The organism is Marinibacterium profundimaris (assembly GCF_002210095.1).
Taxonomy (GTDB): Bacteria; Pseudomonadota; Alphaproteobacteria; order Rhodobacterales; family Rhodobacteraceae; genus Marinibacterium; species Marinibacterium profundimaris.
Window position 1 is genome coordinate 26,238 of record NZ_AQQR01000024.1, and the last position, 15,668, is coordinate 41,905.

Annotated in this window: 13 protein-coding genes; 11 read left to right on the plus strand and 2 right to left on the minus strand. The window is 69.8% G+C overall.

Annotated elements, in window-relative coordinates; all coding sequences use genetic code 11:
• Positions 1–61 precede the first annotated feature (61 nt).
• A complete protein-coding gene (locus ATO3_RS25135; RefSeq protein ID WP_088652621.1) occupies positions 62–616 on the minus strand; it encodes a cytochrome b in 555 nt (184 codons plus the stop codon).
• A gap of 143 nt (positions 617–759) precedes the next feature.
• Here ATO3_RS25135 and ATO3_RS25140 point away from each other — a divergent pair, with 143 nt between their 5' ends.
• From ATO3_RS25140 to ATO3_RS25170, 7 genes are read left to right on the plus strand one after another with little or no spacing between them, the layout of a single operon-like run.
• A complete protein-coding gene (locus tag ATO3_RS25140; RefSeq protein ID WP_269845437.1) occupies positions 760–1,494 on the plus strand; it encodes a CDP-alcohol phosphatidyltransferase family protein in 735 nt (244 codons plus the stop codon).
• Positions 1,491–3,128: a sulfatase-like hydrolase/transferase gene (locus ATO3_RS25145; RefSeq protein WP_088652649.1), complete on the plus strand. Its 1,638-nt coding sequence runs from the start codon at positions 1,491–1,493 to the stop codon at positions 3,126–3,128. The genes ATO3_RS25140 and ATO3_RS25145 overlap by 4 nt, the downstream gene beginning before the upstream one ends.
• Positions 3,125–4,102, plus strand: a complete 978-nt coding sequence (locus tag ATO3_RS25150) for a lysylphosphatidylglycerol synthase transmembrane domain-containing protein (protein WP_088652622.1) — start codon at positions 3,125–3,127, stop codon at positions 4,100–4,102. The genes ATO3_RS25145 and ATO3_RS25150 overlap by 4 nt, the downstream gene beginning before the upstream one ends.
• The gene (locus ATO3_RS25155; RefSeq protein WP_088652623.1) at positions 4,099–5,097 is read left to right on the plus strand and encodes an ABC transporter substrate-binding protein; all 999 of its coding nucleotides are present in this window, start codon (positions 4,099–4,101) and stop codon (positions 5,095–5,097) included. The genes ATO3_RS25150 and ATO3_RS25155 overlap by 4 nt, the downstream gene beginning before the upstream one ends.
• Positions 5,087–5,887, plus strand: a complete 801-nt coding sequence (locus tag ATO3_RS25160; protein WP_088652624.1) for an ABC transporter ATP-binding protein — start codon at positions 5,087–5,089, stop codon at positions 5,885–5,887. The genes ATO3_RS25155 and ATO3_RS25160 overlap by 11 nt, the downstream gene beginning before the upstream one ends.
• Complete coding sequence (locus ATO3_RS25165; protein WP_088652625.1) at positions 5,884–7,470, plus strand: ABC transporter permease; 1,587 nt, start codon at positions 5,884–5,886, stop codon at positions 7,468–7,470. The genes ATO3_RS25160 and ATO3_RS25165 overlap by 4 nt, the downstream gene beginning before the upstream one ends.
• Complete coding sequence (locus ATO3_RS25170) at positions 7,467–8,516, plus strand: glycosyltransferase family 4 protein (protein ID WP_088652626.1); 1,050 nt, start codon at positions 7,467–7,469, stop codon at positions 8,514–8,516. Before ATO3_RS25165 ends, ATO3_RS25170 begins: the two co-directional genes overlap by 4 nt.
• 22 nt (positions 8,517–8,538) lie before the next feature.
• Here the strand turns inward: ATO3_RS25170 and pcaF are convergent, their stop codons facing one another.
• The gene (gene pcaF, locus ATO3_RS25175; protein WP_088652627.1) at positions 8,539–9,732 is read right to left on the minus strand and encodes a 3-oxoadipyl-CoA thiolase; all 1,194 of its coding nucleotides are present in this window, start codon (positions 9,730–9,732) and stop codon (positions 8,539–8,541) included.
• Between the two features lie 470 nt (positions 9,733–10,202).
• On the opposite strand from pcaF, the gene ATO3_RS29345 reads away from it, so the two are divergent.
• The 4 genes from ATO3_RS29345 (at position 10,203) to ATO3_RS25195 (ending at position 15,630) form a co-directional block, all read left to right on the plus strand.
• On the plus strand, positions 10,203–10,856 hold the full coding sequence (locus ATO3_RS29345; protein WP_088652628.1) for an ArdC-like ssDNA-binding domain-containing protein: 654 nt from the start codon (positions 10,203–10,205) through the stop codon (positions 10,854–10,856).
• Positions 10,816–11,064, plus strand: a complete 249-nt coding sequence (locus ATO3_RS29350) for a lytic transglycosylase domain-containing protein (RefSeq protein WP_408630831.1) — start codon at positions 10,816–10,818, stop codon at positions 11,062–11,064. The genes ATO3_RS29345 and ATO3_RS29350 overlap by 41 nt, the downstream gene beginning before the upstream one ends.
• Before the next feature lie 297 nt (positions 11,065–11,361).
• Complete coding sequence (locus ATO3_RS25190; RefSeq protein WP_088652629.1) at positions 11,362–12,507, plus strand: efflux RND transporter periplasmic adaptor subunit; 1,146 nt, start codon at positions 11,362–11,364, stop codon at positions 12,505–12,507.
• 21 nt (positions 12,508–12,528) lie between these two features.
• Positions 12,529–15,630 (plus strand): efflux RND transporter permease subunit, encoded by a 3,102-nt coding sequence (locus tag ATO3_RS25195; RefSeq protein WP_088652630.1) that lies wholly within the window; start codon positions 12,529–12,531, stop codon positions 15,628–15,630.
• Positions 15,631–15,668 lie beyond the last annotated feature (38 nt).

Sequence of the window (15,668 nt, forward strand, 5' to 3'; positions counted from 1 at the left end):
ACGGGACAGTTGTAGCGGCGACCGGCCCTGCGCGCGGGCCGCCGCCTTCGGTCGCGGCGCGCTAACGGCGCCGGGCCAGGGGCGGCCACATCCGGGCAAAGACCCCGTCGCGCAGGATCAGACCGTGCAGCAGGGCCGCGCCGATGTGGATCGCGATCAGGGCCGCAATCGCGTAGGCCCCGTAGAAATGCAAGGCCTTGGCGGCGTTGGCCAGCGCCTCGGATCGCGGCACCAGCGTGCCGATCCCAAGCGCGTCGAGCCCCTCGATCGGAAAGCGTCCGGCCCGCACGCGGATGTAGCCGGCCAGCGGCATCACCAGCAGCAAGGTGTACAGCAGCACATGCGACACGCGCGCCGCCATTGCCTGAAGCGGGTGAAGCGTTTCGGGCACGGGCGGTGGCGGCCGGAGCCAGCGATAGGCCAGGCGCAGCAGCACCAGCAGGAACAGGATCACGCCGATGTTCTTGTGAAACACGAACAACGTGTTCTGCACCGGCCGGGCCAGCCCGTCCTGGATCATGATGAAACCTGCCGGAATCGTCAGCAGCACGAACAGCGCCACGATCCAGTGCAACAGCCGCGCCGGCGTGCGGTAGTCCTGCGAGGGGTCGGTCACGGGGAGTCTCCTCCTGCTTTACCCAGGGTCAGGGTAGCCCGCCGGGCCCGCCGATCAAGCGCGCTGTGGCCATGGCCGGCCGACAGGGCCTGTCGGTGCCCGCGCGCCTTGACCCCTGTCCGCATGCGCTAGAACTATGTCACATGAGCGTAACCTTCGAAGCGAAACCCCTGCAGGGCCGGACCCTTGAGCAGACCGGGCGGCGCCGCACCGGGCTGGTGCCGGGCATCGCGGCGGCGCTGGTCGCCTGGGCCATGGCGCAGATGCTGGTCTTTCCCTCGGTGCCGGTCACCGGCTGGGTGCCGTCGCTGGTGCTGCTGCTGGCCGGGATCGCGGCGATCACGTCCCTGATGGCCCGCCATTACCCGCATCCCGCCTTCGGCTGGGCCAATACGGTCACGCTGGTGCGGCTGGGCCTTGCGGTGTCGCTGGTGACGCCGCTGCTGGCGGGCATGCCGGCGGGCTGGGCCGTGGCGCTCCTGGGCGGCGTGGCGCTGGCGCTTGACGGCGTCGACGGCTGGCTGGCCCGGCGGCACGGGCGCACATCCGCCTTCGGCGCGCGGTTCGACATGGAGGTCGACTCGCTTCTGTCGGTGGTGCTGGCGGTTCATGCCATGCTGGGCGGCCCGGCCGGGCCCGTCCTGCTGGTGCTGGGGCTGACGCGCTATGTCTTTGTCGCCGCGACCTGGGCCCTGCCTTGGCTCGCCGCGCCGCTGCCCGAAAGCCTCCGGCGCAAGGCGGTCTGCGTGCTGCAACTGGCGACGCTGATCCTGCTTCAACTGCCGGGCTGGCCGCCCGCGCTGGCACTGGCGGCCTCGGCGGCCCTTCTGTGGTCCTTTGCGGTGGATATCCTGTGGCTGGCCGGGCGGCGCGCGTGACGCGCCCGGTCTCTCCCTGGGCCGCGACGGGCGGCGCCGTGGTGCTGTTCCTGGTGCTGATCCAGCCCAACCATCCCGGCGCGATGACCTGGGGCGCGCTCAGGGTCTTTCCGCTGGAACTGCCGGTGATCCTGCTGCTGCTCCTGGCACTGGGAACGGGCGTCGGAGGTCGGATCCTCCGCGCGCTTCTGGTGCCGGTGCTCGTGCTGATCTTCGCGCTGAAAGTCGCGGATTACGCGATGTTCACCGCCCTTGGACGCGGGTTCAACCCGGTGGCCGACGTGGCGCTGATCGACGCCTCCGTCCGGCTTCTGGCCTCCAGCATCGGGCCGGTCCGGACCGGTGCGGTGATGCTGGGCGCTCTGGGCGCGACCCTGCTGGTCGCGGCCGCGCTCTGGTGGGCGATGGGCTGCTGGATGCGGCTTGCCCCGCGCCGCCCTGCCCCGCGTCTGGCCGCGGGGGTCGTGGCGGCCCTGGCCGGGCTGGTGATGGTGGCCGAGGTCGGCCACACCATGGGGCGCTGGAGCCTGCCGCAGCCGCCGCCCGGCACCGCCTTTACCGCCCGCGTGGGCGCCGAACGGATGGCGCTTGCGCGGCGGACATGGGCAGACCTGCGCGCCTTCGACCTGGCCGCGCGGAGCGATCCCTTTGCCGGGCAGGCCGGGCTCTACGATCTCGTCGACACCGACGTGCTTGTGCTTTTCGTCGAAAGCTACGGACGCACCAGTCTCGACACGCCGTTCTACGCGCAGACCCATCGCGCCACGCTGGCACGGGCCGAGGCAGCCCTGAGCGAAGCCGGGCTGGCCATCCGCTCGGGCCTTCTGCGCGCGCCCACCCGGGGCGGGCAAAGCTGGCTGAGCCACACCACCTTCGCCACCGGGCTCTGGACCGACGACCAGGCGCGGTACCTCGCGGCCCTGGGCAGCGGGCGGCAGGGGCTGTTCCACCTGGCCCGCGACGCCGGGTTTCACACCGCCGCCGTGATGCCCGCGATCACGCAGGACTGGCCCGAGGCGCTTGGCATGGGCTTCGACACGATCCTCGCCGCGGAGGATCTTGGCTATGCGGGCCGGACGTTCAACTGGGTCACGATGCCGGATCAGTTCACCCTGGCCGCACTCGACCGGATCCTGCGCGGCCCCGGACGCACGCAGCGCGTCTTTGCCCAGGTGGCGCTGATCTCGTCCCATGCGCCGTGGGTGCCGGTGCCGCGGATGCTGGACTGGACCGACCTGGGCGACGGCACGGTCTTTGACGCCATGGCCGGGGCCGGCGATCCGCCCGAGGTCGTCTGGCGCGATCCCGACCGCGTGCGGGCCGCCTATCGCGACTCGATCGACTATGCCCTGCAGACGGTCTTCGCCTATGTCGCGCGGCAGGCGGACGACCCGCCGCTGGTCTTCGTCCTGGGCGATCATCAGGCCGCCGGCTTCGTCGCCATGGACGACCGCGCCGAGGTGCCGATCCACGTGATCGGCCCCGCGCATCTGGTGGACCGGGTCGCGGCCTGGGGCTGGACCGACGGCCTGATCCCGGACGGGACCCTGCCGGCCGTCCCGATGGACGAGATGCGCGGCCGGATCCTGCGCACCTTCTCCGGCCCGACACGTGACACGGAGACCCGGACATGAGCCGCGCCTGGATCCTCCCGGCGCAGGTGGCGGTCACGGCGCTTCTGTTCGTGCTGCTCTGGCGGCAGCTTGACGGGGCCGAGGTCGCCCGGAAATTGTCGGGCGCCGCGCCGGGATGGCTTCTGGCGGCTCTTGTGGCGCTGATCCTTCAGACGGCGCTGTCGGCCCTGCGCTGGCAGATCGTCGCGCGGGCCTTCGGGATCGGGATGCGGCTGCGCCAGGCGATGGCCGAGTATTTCCTGGCGCAGGCGGTCAACCAGTCGCTGCCCGGCGGCGTGCTGGGCGATGTGGGCCGGGCGGTCCGGGCGCGCGGCGCGGCGGGTCTTGCGCGGGCCGGCCAGTCGGTTCTGGTGGAACGGCTCTGGGGGCAGGCCGCCCTGTTCGCACTGCTGGTCGCAGGCGTGGCCGGGGTCACGCTGGCGCCCGGGGGCCTGCGCCTGCCCGACCCGCTGGTTCTGGGCGTGGCGCTTGCGGCGCTGATCGCGGGCGCGGCGGGGCTGATCCTGATGCGGGCGCGCGCCCTGCCGGACCGGGCCATGCGGATGCGGGATGCGCTGCTGCTGCCGGGCAGCTGGCCGTGGCCCGCGCTTCTCAGCCTTGGCACCGCCACGATGAACCTGCTGGCCTTCGCCTTCTGCGCGCGGGCCACCGGCACGGATCTGGGCCCGGCGGCGGTGCTGGCGCTGGTGCCGGTGATCCTCTTCACCATGGTCCTGCCCGTCTCGGTCAGCGGCTGGGGCCTGCGCGAGGGCGCGGCCGCGGCGCTCTTCCCGCTGGCGGGCGCCAGCGCCGAGGCGGGGCTTGCCGCCAGCGTGGCCTTCGGCCTCGTCTTCCTGGTCAGCGCCCTGCCGGGCCTGCCCGTCCTGATCTTCACCCGCCGGGCCGCCCGCCCGGCCGACCATCCCACCCCTCTCCCCGCCTGTCCCGGTTTGTCCGGCACCCCCCAGGCGGCCAGCACGGAGGCACCATCATGACATCACATCTTCACACCCGCCGCAGCATCCTGGGCGCCGGCGCCGCCGGGCTGACCCTGGCGGGGCTGGGCCTTGGCCCCCGCGCCGCCCAGGCGCAGGAGGCGGTGCGCCTGCAATTGTCCTGGCTCCACTCGGTGCAGTTCGGCGGCAGCTATATCGCGCAGCACAACGGCTGGTGGTCCGATCGCGGGCTTGACGTCGCGCTGGACCAGGGCGGCCCCAACGCCCCGGTGGAACCGCCGGTGGTCTCGGGCACGGCGCTGGTGGGGATCTCGGCCGCGGATTACACCGCCGCCGCCGCCGAACAGGGCGCGCCATTCCGCATCCTCGGCGTGGCCATGCAGAAGAACCCCTTCGTCATCGCCTCGCTTCCCGGCAACCCGGTGAACCTGCCCGGCGATCTGGAGGGCAAGCGGATCGGCATGGCGCTGGCCAACACCCCGGTCCTGCAGGCGCTTTGCACCCTCAACGACGTCGACATCGACGCGATCGAGGTGGTGCCCACGCAATATTCGGCGCAGCCGCTGGTCTCGGGCGAGGTCGATTGCCTGCTGTGCTGGCAGACCGACCTGCCGGTGGCCATGACCATGCAGGGGATCGACAATGTCACCATGCTGATGGCCGATCATGGCTATGCCGTGCATTCGCAGACCTACATCGCCACCGAGGACAGCCTGGCCAACCGCCGCGACCAGCTTGTCGCGCTGATGGCCGGCGAGGTGCAGGGATGGGAGGCCTATCGCCAGGACACCGCCGCCGCCGCCGCGCTGACGGTCGAGATGTATCCCGACGCCGGCCTGGACCTTCCCACGCAAGAGCTGCAGGCCGAGCGGCAGGTGCCGCTGATGTTTTCCGACCTCACCGACACCCACGGCTTCGGCTGGTGGACGGACGAGACGGTCACCGCGAATATCGAAACCCTGGCCCTGCTGGGCCGCAACGTGACGCCGGACCTGTGGGACCGTTCGATCCTCGAAGAGGTCCATGGCGCCTGATCCGCATATCCCGGCCGAGGTGGTCTGCGAAGACCTCGCCAAGACCTTCGCGGACGGAACAGAGGTGCTGCGGCCCCTGTCGGTGACACTGCCCTCGGGCGGGACAACAGCGCTGGTCGGCCCGTCGGGCTGCGGCAAGTCCACGCTGTTGCGCATGATCGCCGGGCTGGAGCCGCCAAGCGCCGGGTCCCTGCGCATCGGCGGCGCGCCGCCCCGGGCCCTGCTGAAGCAGGCGGGCCTGTCGATGGCTTTCCAGGATCCGTCACTGCTGCCCTGGCGGTCCGTGCGCGGCAATATCGAACTTGCGCTGAAGCTGGCGCGCCGGCCCGCCGCGCCGCAGGCCGTCGATGACCTGATCCGTCTGGTGGGCCTCGACGGCTTTGCCGGGGCCCGCCCCGCGACCCTGTCGGGCGGCATGCGCCAGCGCGCGGCGATTGCCCGTGCGATGGTGACCGAACCCCGGCTGCTGCTGCTCGACGAACCCTTCGGCGCCGTGGACGAGCTGACCCGCCGCCAGCTGGCCGAGGATCTGCCCCGCACCTGGGAGCCGCGCCAGACCACCACCCTTCTGGTCACCCATTCGATCACCGAGGCGGTGATGCTGTCGGACCGGATCCTCGTCTTCTCGCCCCGGCCCGCGACGCTGGTGGCCGATATCGCGGTCGACCTGCCCAGGCCGCGCCGCGCCGCCCTGACCACCGATCCCGCCTTTCTGGGTCTGGCCGAACAGGTGGCGGCGGCCCTGGCCGAAGGCGTCGCGGGGGCAAACCGGCCCTGGGCCGCGCAATGACGGCGGCCGCCACGGCGCACCGTCCGGGGAGGCACACGGCCCGGCGCTGGCAGGCGGCGGCGGGTCTTCTGCTGCTTCTGCTGGGCTGGGAATATGCCGGGCGGGCACTGAGCGGTGCCTTCATCCTCGCCGCGCCCAGCGAGGTGCTGGCCTGGACATGGCAGAACGCCGGGCTGATGGGCCGCGCCATGGGCGAGACGCTGGGCAATGCCGTGCTTGGCTTCGTCTATGGCAATGCGGCGGCCGTGCTGTTGGCCTCGGTCGCGCTGCTCTGGCCCCGGACCGAGGCGCTGATCGGCGGTCTTGCGCTTTTGGTCTTCTGCCTGCCGCTGGTGGCGACCGGGCCGATCCTGCGCGTGCTCATGGGCCCCGGCGACGGGCCGCAGATCGCGCTGGCCGCGCTGGCGGTCTATTACACGACGCTGGTGCCGCTGCTGGTCGGCCTGCGCGCCGCGCCGTCCAGCTGGTTCGACCTGGTGCGCAGCTACGGACGCGGACGCGGGGCCGAGCTGGTGCATGTGCGCGCCATGGCCGCCCTGCCCTATCTTTTCGCGGGCCTCCAGATCGCGGCGCCGGCGGCGATCCTGGGCGCCATGGTGGGCGAATTCACCGGGGCCGAGCGCGGGCTGGGCGTGCTGACCATCCGCGCGATGCGAGCGCTGGACGTGCCGGCGACGTGGGCGCTGGCCAGCGTGTCGGCGGCGGTGGCGATCCTGGCCTATGCCGGTGTCGGATGGCTGGGCCGCAGGCTTTCGACCGCGCCGCCCCCGGTTCTGCTGGCCCCGCCGGCCGTGGCCGGGCGCCGTGGCGGCGGCGCGCTGGTGCAGGGCCTCGGTGTCGCGGTGCTGGCCCTGCTTCTGTGGTGGGGCGCGATGGAGGCCTTCGGGCTCAACCGCTTCTTCGCCAAGCGCCCCGGCGATGTCTGGGCCGCGCTGGTCACCGCGCCGGATGCCGCCGTCACGCGGGCGACGCTGGCCGTGGCCCTGCGGGAAACCGCCGCCTACGTGCTGCCCGGATACCTCGCCGGGCTGGCGATGGGCCTCGGGCTGGCGGTGGCGCTGGTGCTGCTGCCGGCGCTGGCCGCCGTGGCCATGCCGGTGGCCGTTGCCCTGCGATCCGTGCCGATCGTCACGACCGCCCCGCTCTTCGTGATGCTGCTGGGCCGGGGGGCCGTGGGCACGGTGGTGCTGGTCGCGGTGATGGTGTTCTTCCCCACCTTCGTGGCCTGCGCGCAGGGCCTGTCGCGCGCGCCGGGGCAGGCCAACGACCTCTTCGACAGCTACGCGGCCGGGCGCCTGTCCCGGCTGATCCACCTGCGCCTGCCCGCCATGCTGCCCGCCTTCTTCGCCGCCGCACGCATGAGCGTTCCGGCCGCCGTCCTGGCCGTGACGGTGGTGGAATGGCTGGCCACCGGGCGCGGCATGGGCAGCCTGATGGCGATGTCGGCCTCGCTGTCGGATTACGACATGTTGTGGAGCACGGTCGTCGTGGTCTCTGTCCTGTCGGCCGCCTGCTATCTGGCCGTGGGCGGGGTGGAACGCCGGGTGCTGGCGGTCTACGCCCCCGAGCAGGGCGCGCGATGACACCTGCGGCCTTCGCGATCCCCGGCGATATGACCACGCTGACCGGCGGCTACATCTACGAACGCCGCCTGCTGGAGGGGCTGCGCGCGGCCGGGCGCGACGTGACGCACCTGGCCCTGCCTTCGGGCTTTCCCGATCCGTCAGGGGCCGAGACGGAAGCGGCTGCCGCGATGCTGCAGGCCGTCGGGCCGGATCGGGTGCTGATCCTCGACGGGTTCGTCTCAGGCGCGATGGAAACCGCCCGGCTGGCCCGGGTGCGGGCGCCGATGGTTGCCATCGTGCACCATCCCCTGGCACTGGAGGAAGGCCTGTCCGAGGCCCGGCGCGCCCATCTCTACCGGACCGAGCGCGACAACCTCGCGCTGGTCCGCCACGTGATCGTGCCCAGCCCGCACACGGCCCGGACGCTGGTCGACCGCTACGGCGTGCCGGGCGACAGGATCACCGTGGCCCGCCCCGGGGTCGACCCGGCCTCGGGCCCGCCGGACCCGGTGGATCCGCCCCTGATCCTGTCGGTCGGGATCCTGCATCCGCGCAAGGGGCACGACGTGCTGATCGCGGCGCTTGAGCATATCCGCGCCCTGCCCTGGACCTGCGTGATCGTCGGGCGTGACTGGGATACAGACCATGCCCGCGCGCTGGCCCGGCAGGCGGCGCAGACGGGGCTTGGCGCGCGGCTGAGGCTGGCTGGAGAGGTCGAACTGCCGCAGCTGCAGCGCCTCTACCGGCAGGCGACGCTCTTTGCGCTGGCCACGCGCTACGAGGGCTACGGCATCGTCTTTGCCGAAGCGCTGCGGCACGGGTTGCCGGTGATCAGCTGCCGGGTGGGCGCGGTGCCCGATACGGTGCCCCATGGCACCGGCCGGCTGGTGCCGCCAGACGATCCCCGGGCCTTCGCCGCCGCGCTGCAAGAGCTGCTTGCCACGCCTGCCGCCCTGCGCGACTGCCGCCTGGCCGCCCGCCTGGCCGGCGACGGCCTGCCGGGATGGCCCGAGACCGCGCGCCTTGCCGGCGACGTGCTGGAGACGGTGGCGCGCGACGGCTGACCCCGGCGCCCGGCCGCCCGGCCTAGACCCGTTCCAGCGCCACCGCGATGCCCTGCCCCACGCCGATGCACATGGTCGACAGGCTCTTTTCGCCCGGCTTCAGGTCCAGCATCGCGGTTCCGGTGATCCGCGCCCCGGACATGCCCAGCGGATGGCCAAGCGCGATCGCACCGCCGTTGCGGTTCACCCGGCTGTCGTCATCGGCGATGCCGAGATCGCGCAGCGTCGCCAGGCCCTGCGACGCGAAGGCTTCGTTCAGCTCGATCACGGCAAAGTCGTCCACGCCAAGGCCAAGCCGCGCCATCAGCTTCTTCGAGGCCGGCGCGGGCCCGATCCCCATGATCCGGGGCGCCACACCGGCGGTGGCCCCGCCCAGAACGCGCGCCACCGGCGTCAGGCCGTGCCGCTTCGCCGCCGCCTCTGAGGCCACGATCAGCGCCGCCGCGCCGTCATTCACGCCCGAGGCATTGCCCGCCGTGACCGTGCCGCCCTCGCGCACGATGGGGCGCAGGCTGCCAAGTTTCTCAAGCGTCGAGGCGCGCGGGTGTTCGTCGGTCTCGACCACGGTGTCGCCCTTGCGGCCCTTGATCGTCACCGGCACGATTTCCCGTGCAAGCCGCCCGGCTTCGATCGCCGCCGCGGCCTTGTCCTGCGAGCGCAGGGCAAAGGCGTCCTGGTCCGCGCGGCTGATGCCGAAATCTTCGGCCACGTTCTCGGCCGTCTCCGGCATCGAATCCACGCCGTATTGCGCCTTCATCAGCGGGTTCACGAAGCGCCAGCCGATCGTCGTGTCGTAGACCTCGGCCGCGCGGGAATAGGCCGCCTCCGCCTTGGGCATGACGAAGGGCGCGCGGGACATGCTTTCGACACCGCCGGCGATGATGAGGTCGGCCTCGCCCGCGCGGATGGCCCGCGCCGCCGTCATCACCGCGTCCATGCCCGACCCGCACAGCCGGTTGATCGTCGCGCCCGGCACGTCGTCCGGCAGCCCGGCAAGCAGCGCCGCCATGCGCGCGACGTTGCGGTTGTCCTCGCCCGCCTGGTTGGCGCAGCCAAAAAGCACCTCGTCCACGGCGGCCCAGTCGACGCTTGTGTTGCGCTCCATCAGCGCGGCGATCGGGATCGCGCCCAGATCGTCGGCGCGTACCGGTGCGAGACCGCCACCGAAGCGGCCGATCGGGGTGCGGATGTAGTCACAGATGAAAACGTCGGTCATTGTCTTTCCTGTTTGTCAGAAGTGTCGTTCGAGGCTCGTGTCCGGCTTCCCCGATCATGACCGCATCGCGCCCGCTCTGCATGACTTTTGACACGCTCACCGCGATACGACCCCCCGGTCCCCTGCCGCGCCGTCCGCCTGACACCGGGCCCGCAGGCCCCGCGGTGCCAGAGGCCTCGGCGCGCACGCCGACACTTAATCAAATTAAATCAATGATTTGCACATTTCTCCAGGCACCCAAAGCCCCCCAACGGCAGATCACGCGCTGGTCTGTTGGCAGAGAAATGATATCAACCAACCCGATCAGCAGGTGCAACGAGTAGCTTAAATTACGCCAGATCCTGTCCAAGGGACGGGAGTAGCTCAGTCTGGCGGGGTTCCGGACGGAGCCCACCACCCACCACGGGGTTGATTTCAGGCCCGTTCTCCGATCCGCGCGCGTGCGCTTCCTCAGACATCGGAGAACAGTTATGGCCAAGTCCAGGTTCGACGCCGCGGCGTCGATCACGAACGAACTCATTGCGATCATCGACCGGGGTGTTCTGCCCTGGCGCAGACCCTGGCAGGTCGGCGGCAGTTTCGTGCCTCTCAGGCAGAACGGGGAGCCCTACCAGGGGATCAACAACTTCCTGCTGACCATGCGTACCCTGATGGCGGGGTATGTCTCGCCCTACTGGATGACGCTCAGGCAGCCGAACGAACCCGACGCAAGGATCGTGAAGGGGTCGAAATCGTCGATCGTCATCTACTACGGCACGGCCGGACAAGACCCGACCGAGGATGCGTCCGAGGACACGGGCCCCGAAGACCGCAAGGCCGTCCCCTTCCTCAAATCCTACCGCGTCTTCAATGCCGACCAGATCGAAGGGCTCGACGCCCGGTTCCATCCCGAGCCGGCCGAGGTCCCAGCCACGCCCGAACGCGCGCCAATCCCGCACATGCAAGGCTTCTTCGAGGCCATCGAAGCGTCTGTCAGTTTCACGGGCCGTGAAGCGTGTTATCTGCCCGCGCTCGACAAGGTCTGCGTGCCGCAGATCGAGCTCTTCGAGGACCCGCGCAGGGGCCATCGGCCTCGGCCAGCTCATGCCGGAGACGGCACAGGAACTGTGCGTCGATCCGCATGATCCGCACCAAAGCCTCGACGGCTCCGCCCGCTACCTGCTTCTGCAGCTCCAAGACCTCGGATCGCTCGACCTCGCCCTCGCGGCTTACACCGCCGGACCCGATGCGGTGCGGCGGTATAGCGGCATACCACCCTCCGCCGAGACCCGTGGCCATGTCCGCAAGGTCTTCTCACTCTACCATTCGACACCTGGACAGTACTCGCCATAAGTATCAAACCGGGGCGGCCGGCTGCGTCCTGTATCCCGGCGGCAGCCATGCGCCTGATGCATGGCCGCTGCCCTGTCCGACCCCCACAATGCGCGCAGAGCGCGGCCGGCCTGCCTGGTACCGCTCAAGACCCGCCAAGGGCCGTTAAGGTGACCGTCATTGAGGCAGGTTATGATGCAGCGTCGCAAATTTCCATTTGTAGACAAAACGTGTATCGCCTTCTCCGAAGCCGGCAGTATCCAAGAGAGGCGATGGCCCCTCGGTGCCGCATCCGATGACGCATGCTGGAGATCAATAATGCGAACTCTTTCCCGGACCCCCGCGATCTGGCTGATGGCCATCCTTGCCCTGTCGCTGCTGTTCGCCACCTCCGGTCTTGCCCAGGAGGGAGGCGAGCGGCCGCCGACCCCCGTCACCGTCGTCACGCTTAAGGCGCAGGACGTGGTCCTGACCGCCGACCTGCCGGGCCGTGTCACCGCGTCGCGGGTCGCGGAGGTCCGTCCGCAGGTCAACGGGATCGTGACCGACAAGCTGTTCGAGGAAGGCCAGGCGATCGAGGAGGGACAGCCAATGTTCCACATCGATGACGACGTCTACGAAGCCGACCTTGCCGCCGCCCAGGCCAGCCTTGCCCAGTCGCGGGCCCAGCTGGATGCCGCCGAGCGGGAACTGAAGCGGGTCAACGACCTGCTGGACCGCAACGTCGCCACGCAGCAGGCCTATGACGACGCGGTGACCTCGCGCGATGCCGCCGCCGCCAGCGTCAAGGCGGTGGAGGCCAGCCTGCGCGCCAGCCAGATCAACCTGGAACGGGCCACCATCAAGGCGCCGATCAGCGGGCTGGTGGGGCTGTCGCAGGTGACGCAGGGCGCCCTGGTGACCGCCGGACAATCCATGCCGCTGGCCGTGATCCGCGATATCGACCCGGTCTTCGTCGACGTGACGCAATCGGCGGCCAGCGTGCTGCGCTGGCGCCGGTCGGGCAACATCGTCCAGGCCGAACCGGACGCCGAAGTCCGCCTGCTGCTGGCCGATGGCAGTTACTACGAACAGAACGGCAAGCTTTCCGCCGCCGAACCGCATGTGAACGAGCTGACCGGCGTGGTGGTCGTGCGGTTGGAATTCCCCAACCCCGACGGGCTGCTGCTGCCCGGCATGTACGTTCAGGTCGAGGTGCCCGAGGCCACGATCCCCAATGCCATCCTTGCCCCGCAAGAAGGTGTCACCCGCAACCGCCGCGGCGTGCCGACCGCCTTTGTCGTGAACGCCGACAACGTCATCGAGGCGCGCACGCTGGACGTGGTGGGCGACCAGGGCCCCTACTGGGTGGTAAGCGAGGGACTCGAAGCCGGGGACCGCATCGTCGTGGCCGGGCTGCAGAAGATCGCGCCGGGCGCTCCCGTCGCCCCCCAGGAACGCCAAGCCCCCGCGGCTTCGGAATAAACAGGTCGGACAGGACAACACATGGCACGGTTCTTCATCGACCGACCCGTCTTTGCTTGGGTCATTTCCATCCTCATCATGGGCGTCGGCCTGCTGTCGATCCTGACGCTGCCCGTGGCGCAGTATCCGCAGATCGCGCCGCCCACGGTCACCGTCTCGGCCAGCTACCCGGGCGCCTCGGCGGAAACGGTCGCCAACACGGTCACCCAGATCATCGAACAGCAGATGACCGGCCTTGACGGGCTGCGCTACCTGTCATCGTCCTCGACCTCGGCCGGGACCTCCTCGGTCACGCTGACCTTCGAGACCGGGACCGACAGCGACCTGGCGCAGGTGCAGGTCCAGAACAAGGTCTCGCGCGCGCTCAGCCTGCTGCCGGAATCCGTGCAGCGGCAGGGCGTGCGCGTCGACAAATCCTCCTCCGGCTTCCTGATGGTGATCGGCCTGATCTCGACCAATGGCGAGATGGACCAGGCCGACCTGTCGGATTACCTGAACTCCAACCTCGTCGATGAATTCAGCCGGATCGAGGGCGTCGGCGGCGTGCAGGTCTTCGGCGCGCAATACGCGATGCGGATCTGGCTGGATCCCTCGAAGCTGGCCGCCTACGAGATGACGCCGACGGACATCGTCAACGCCGTCTCGGCGCAGAACGCGCAGATCTCGGCCGGGGCTTTCGGCTCGCTCCCGGCGGTGCAGAACCAGCAGCTGAACGCCACGATCACCGCGCAATCCCTGCTGCAGACGCCCGAGGATTTCCGCAACATCGTCGTGCGCGCCGAAACCGACGGCGGCCTGGTGCTGCTTTCGGATGTCGCGCGGGTCGAGATCGGGGCCGAGAACTATTCGACCATCGCATCGTACAACGGGCAGCCCGCCAGCGGCATGGCCGTGCAGCTGGCCTCGGGCGCCAATGCGCTCGATACCTCGGAAATGGTGCGCGAGCGGCTCGAGGACTACGCGCAGTTCTTCCCCGACGGCATGGAATACGTCATCCCCTACGACACGACGCCGTTCATCGAAATCTCGATCCACGAGGTGCAGAAGACCCTGATCGAGGCCATCGTGCTGGTGTTCTGCGTGATGTTCCTGTTCCTGCAAAGCCTGCGCGCCACGATCATCCCGACGCTTGCCGTGCCGGTCGTCATCCTCGGCACCTTCGCCATCCTCGGTGCCTTCGGCTACACGATCAACGTGCTGACCATGCTTGCCATGGTGCTGGCCATCGGCCTTCTCGTCGACGACGCCATCGTGGTGGTCGAGAATGTCGAACGGATCATGGAGGAAGAGGGCCTTGGCCCGCGTGAAGCCACGCGGAAATCCATGGACCAGATCACCGGGGCGCTGGTCGGCATCGCGCTTGTGCTCTCGGCGGTGTTCATCCCCATGGCCTTCTTCGGCGGCGCCACGGGCGTGATCTATCGCCAGTTCGCCGTCACCATCATCTCGGCCATGACCCTGTCGGTGGTCGTCGCGCTGACCCTGACGCCGGCGCTTTGCGCCACGCTGCTGAAGCCAAGCCACGGGGCGCCGTCCAGGTGGAACCCCTTCACCTGGTTCAACCGCGGCTTCGACAAGGTCACCCGCGGCTATGCGCGCATGGTGGGCTTCAACATCCGCCGGCCGGTGATCCTGCTGATGGTCTATGCCGGCATGGGCTACGGCATCTACTGGCTGTTCGACAACACGCCTCCCGGCTTTCTCCCCGACGAGGACCAGGGCATCCTGCTGACGATCGTGCAGGGCCCCACCGGCGCCACCGCCGTCCGCACCGAGGCCGTCCTCTCCGAGATCGAGGATTACTTCATGACAGCCGAGGGCGAGGAGGTGGCCTCCATGTTCACGGTCACCGGCTTCTCCTTCGCGGGACAGGGCCAGAACATGGGCCTGGGCTTCGTCAAGCTGACCGACTGGGACGAACGGCCCAACCCCGACCAGAGCGCACAGGCCATTGCCGGTCGCGCCTTCGGCCGGTTCATGGGGATCCAGGACGCCATGGCCTTCCCCATCGTGCCGCCGGCAGTGCCGGAGCTGGGCAACGTCTCGGGCTTCGATTTCTACCTTCAGGCCCAGGCCGGGCAGACCCACGAACAGCTTGTGGATGCGCGCAACCAGCTCTTCGGCATGGCCGCGCAAAGCCCGCTGATCGCCAGTGTCCGGCCCTCGGGGCTCGAGGATGCGTCGCAGTTCAACCTCGACATCGACTGGCGCGCCGCGGGCGCCCTGGGCGTGTCGCCCAGCAACCTGGGCAACCTGCTGTCGATCGCCTGGGCGGGCCGCTACGTGAACGACTTCAACGACAACGGCCGGATCAAGAGGGTCTATGTCCAGGGCGAGGCCGATGCCCGCTCGGGGCCGTCGGACCTGCAGAAATGGCGGGTGCGCAATGCCTCGGGCGATCTCGTGCCCTTCGACAACTTCACGCAGCAGAACTGGCAATACGGGCCTCAGGGCCTCTATCGCTACAACGGCATCCCCGCCGTGCAGATCCAGGGCTCCCCTGCCCCGGGCGTCTCGACCGGCGAAGCCATCGAAGAGATCGAGCGCCTCGTCGATCAGCTGCCGCCCGGCTACCAGGTCGCCTGGACGGGCCTGTCGCTGGAAGAGCTGGAATCAGGCGGCCAGGCGCCGATGCTCTACGCGCTGTCGCTGGCGGCCGTGTTCCTCTGCCTCGCGGCGCTCTACGAAAGCTGGACAATCCCGATCTCGGTCATGCTGGCCATGCCCATCGGGGTCCTGGGGACGCTGTTCGCCGCCTGGTACGGCAACTTCCAGAACGGCGTGTTCTTCCAGGTCGGCCTGCTGACCGTCATCGGCCTGACGGGCAAGAACGCGATCCTGATCGTGGAATTCGCCCGCGACCGTTACGAGGCCGGCGAAGAGCTCTTCACCGCCGTGCGCGAGGCCGCACGTCAGCGTTTCCGCCCCATCGTGATGACCTCGGTCGCCTTCACGCTGGGCGTGCTGCCTCTGGTGCTGTCGCAGGGTGCGGGCTCGGGCGGGCGCCGCTCTGTCGGTGCGGCGGTCTTCGGCGGGACACTGACGGCGACGATCTTCGGCGTGCTCTTCGTGCCGCTGTTCTTCGTCATCGTACAGCGGATCTTCCGCCGCCGCCGGGCCTGAGACCCCTGCCCTGCGCCTGGCGCAGAACAAAACGGCCG

Coding starts and splice junctions, on each gene's coding strand:
- ATO3_RS25140 (WP_269845437.1), top strand. CDS start 760: ATGAGCGTAACCTTCGAAGCGAAACCCCTGCAGGGCCGGACCCTTGAG.
- ATO3_RS25150 (WP_088652622.1), top strand. CDS start 3,125: ATGAGCCGCGCCTGGATCCTCCCGGCGCAGGTGGCGGTCACGGCGCTT.
- ATO3_RS25155 (WP_088652623.1), top strand. CDS start 4,099: ATGACATCACATCTTCACACCCGCCGCAGCATCCTGGGCGCCGGCGCC.
- ATO3_RS25160 (WP_088652624.1), top strand. CDS start 5,087: ATGGCGCCTGATCCGCATATCCCGGCCGAGGTGGTCTGCGAAGACCTC.
- ATO3_RS25165 (WP_088652625.1), top strand. CDS start 5,884: ATGACGGCGGCCGCCACGGCGCACCGTCCGGGGAGGCACACGGCCCGG.
- ATO3_RS25170 (WP_088652626.1), top strand. CDS start 7,467: ATGACACCTGCGGCCTTCGCGATCCCCGGCGATATGACCACGCTGACC.
- pcaF (WP_088652627.1), bottom strand. CDS start 9,732: ATGACCGACGTTTTCATCTGTGACTACATCCGCACCCCGATCGGCCGC.
- ATO3_RS29345 (WP_088652628.1), top strand. CDS start 10,203: ATGGCCAAGTCCAGGTTCGACGCCGCGGCGTCGATCACGAACGAACTC.
- ATO3_RS29350 (WP_408630831.1), top strand. CDS start 10,816: ATGCCGGAGACGGCACAGGAACTGTGCGTCGATCCGCATGATCCGCAC.
- ATO3_RS25190 (WP_088652629.1), top strand. CDS start 11,362: ATGCGAACTCTTTCCCGGACCCCCGCGATCTGGCTGATGGCCATCCTT.
- ATO3_RS25195 (WP_088652630.1), top strand. CDS start 12,529: ATGGCACGGTTCTTCATCGACCGACCCGTCTTTGCTTGGGTCATTTCC.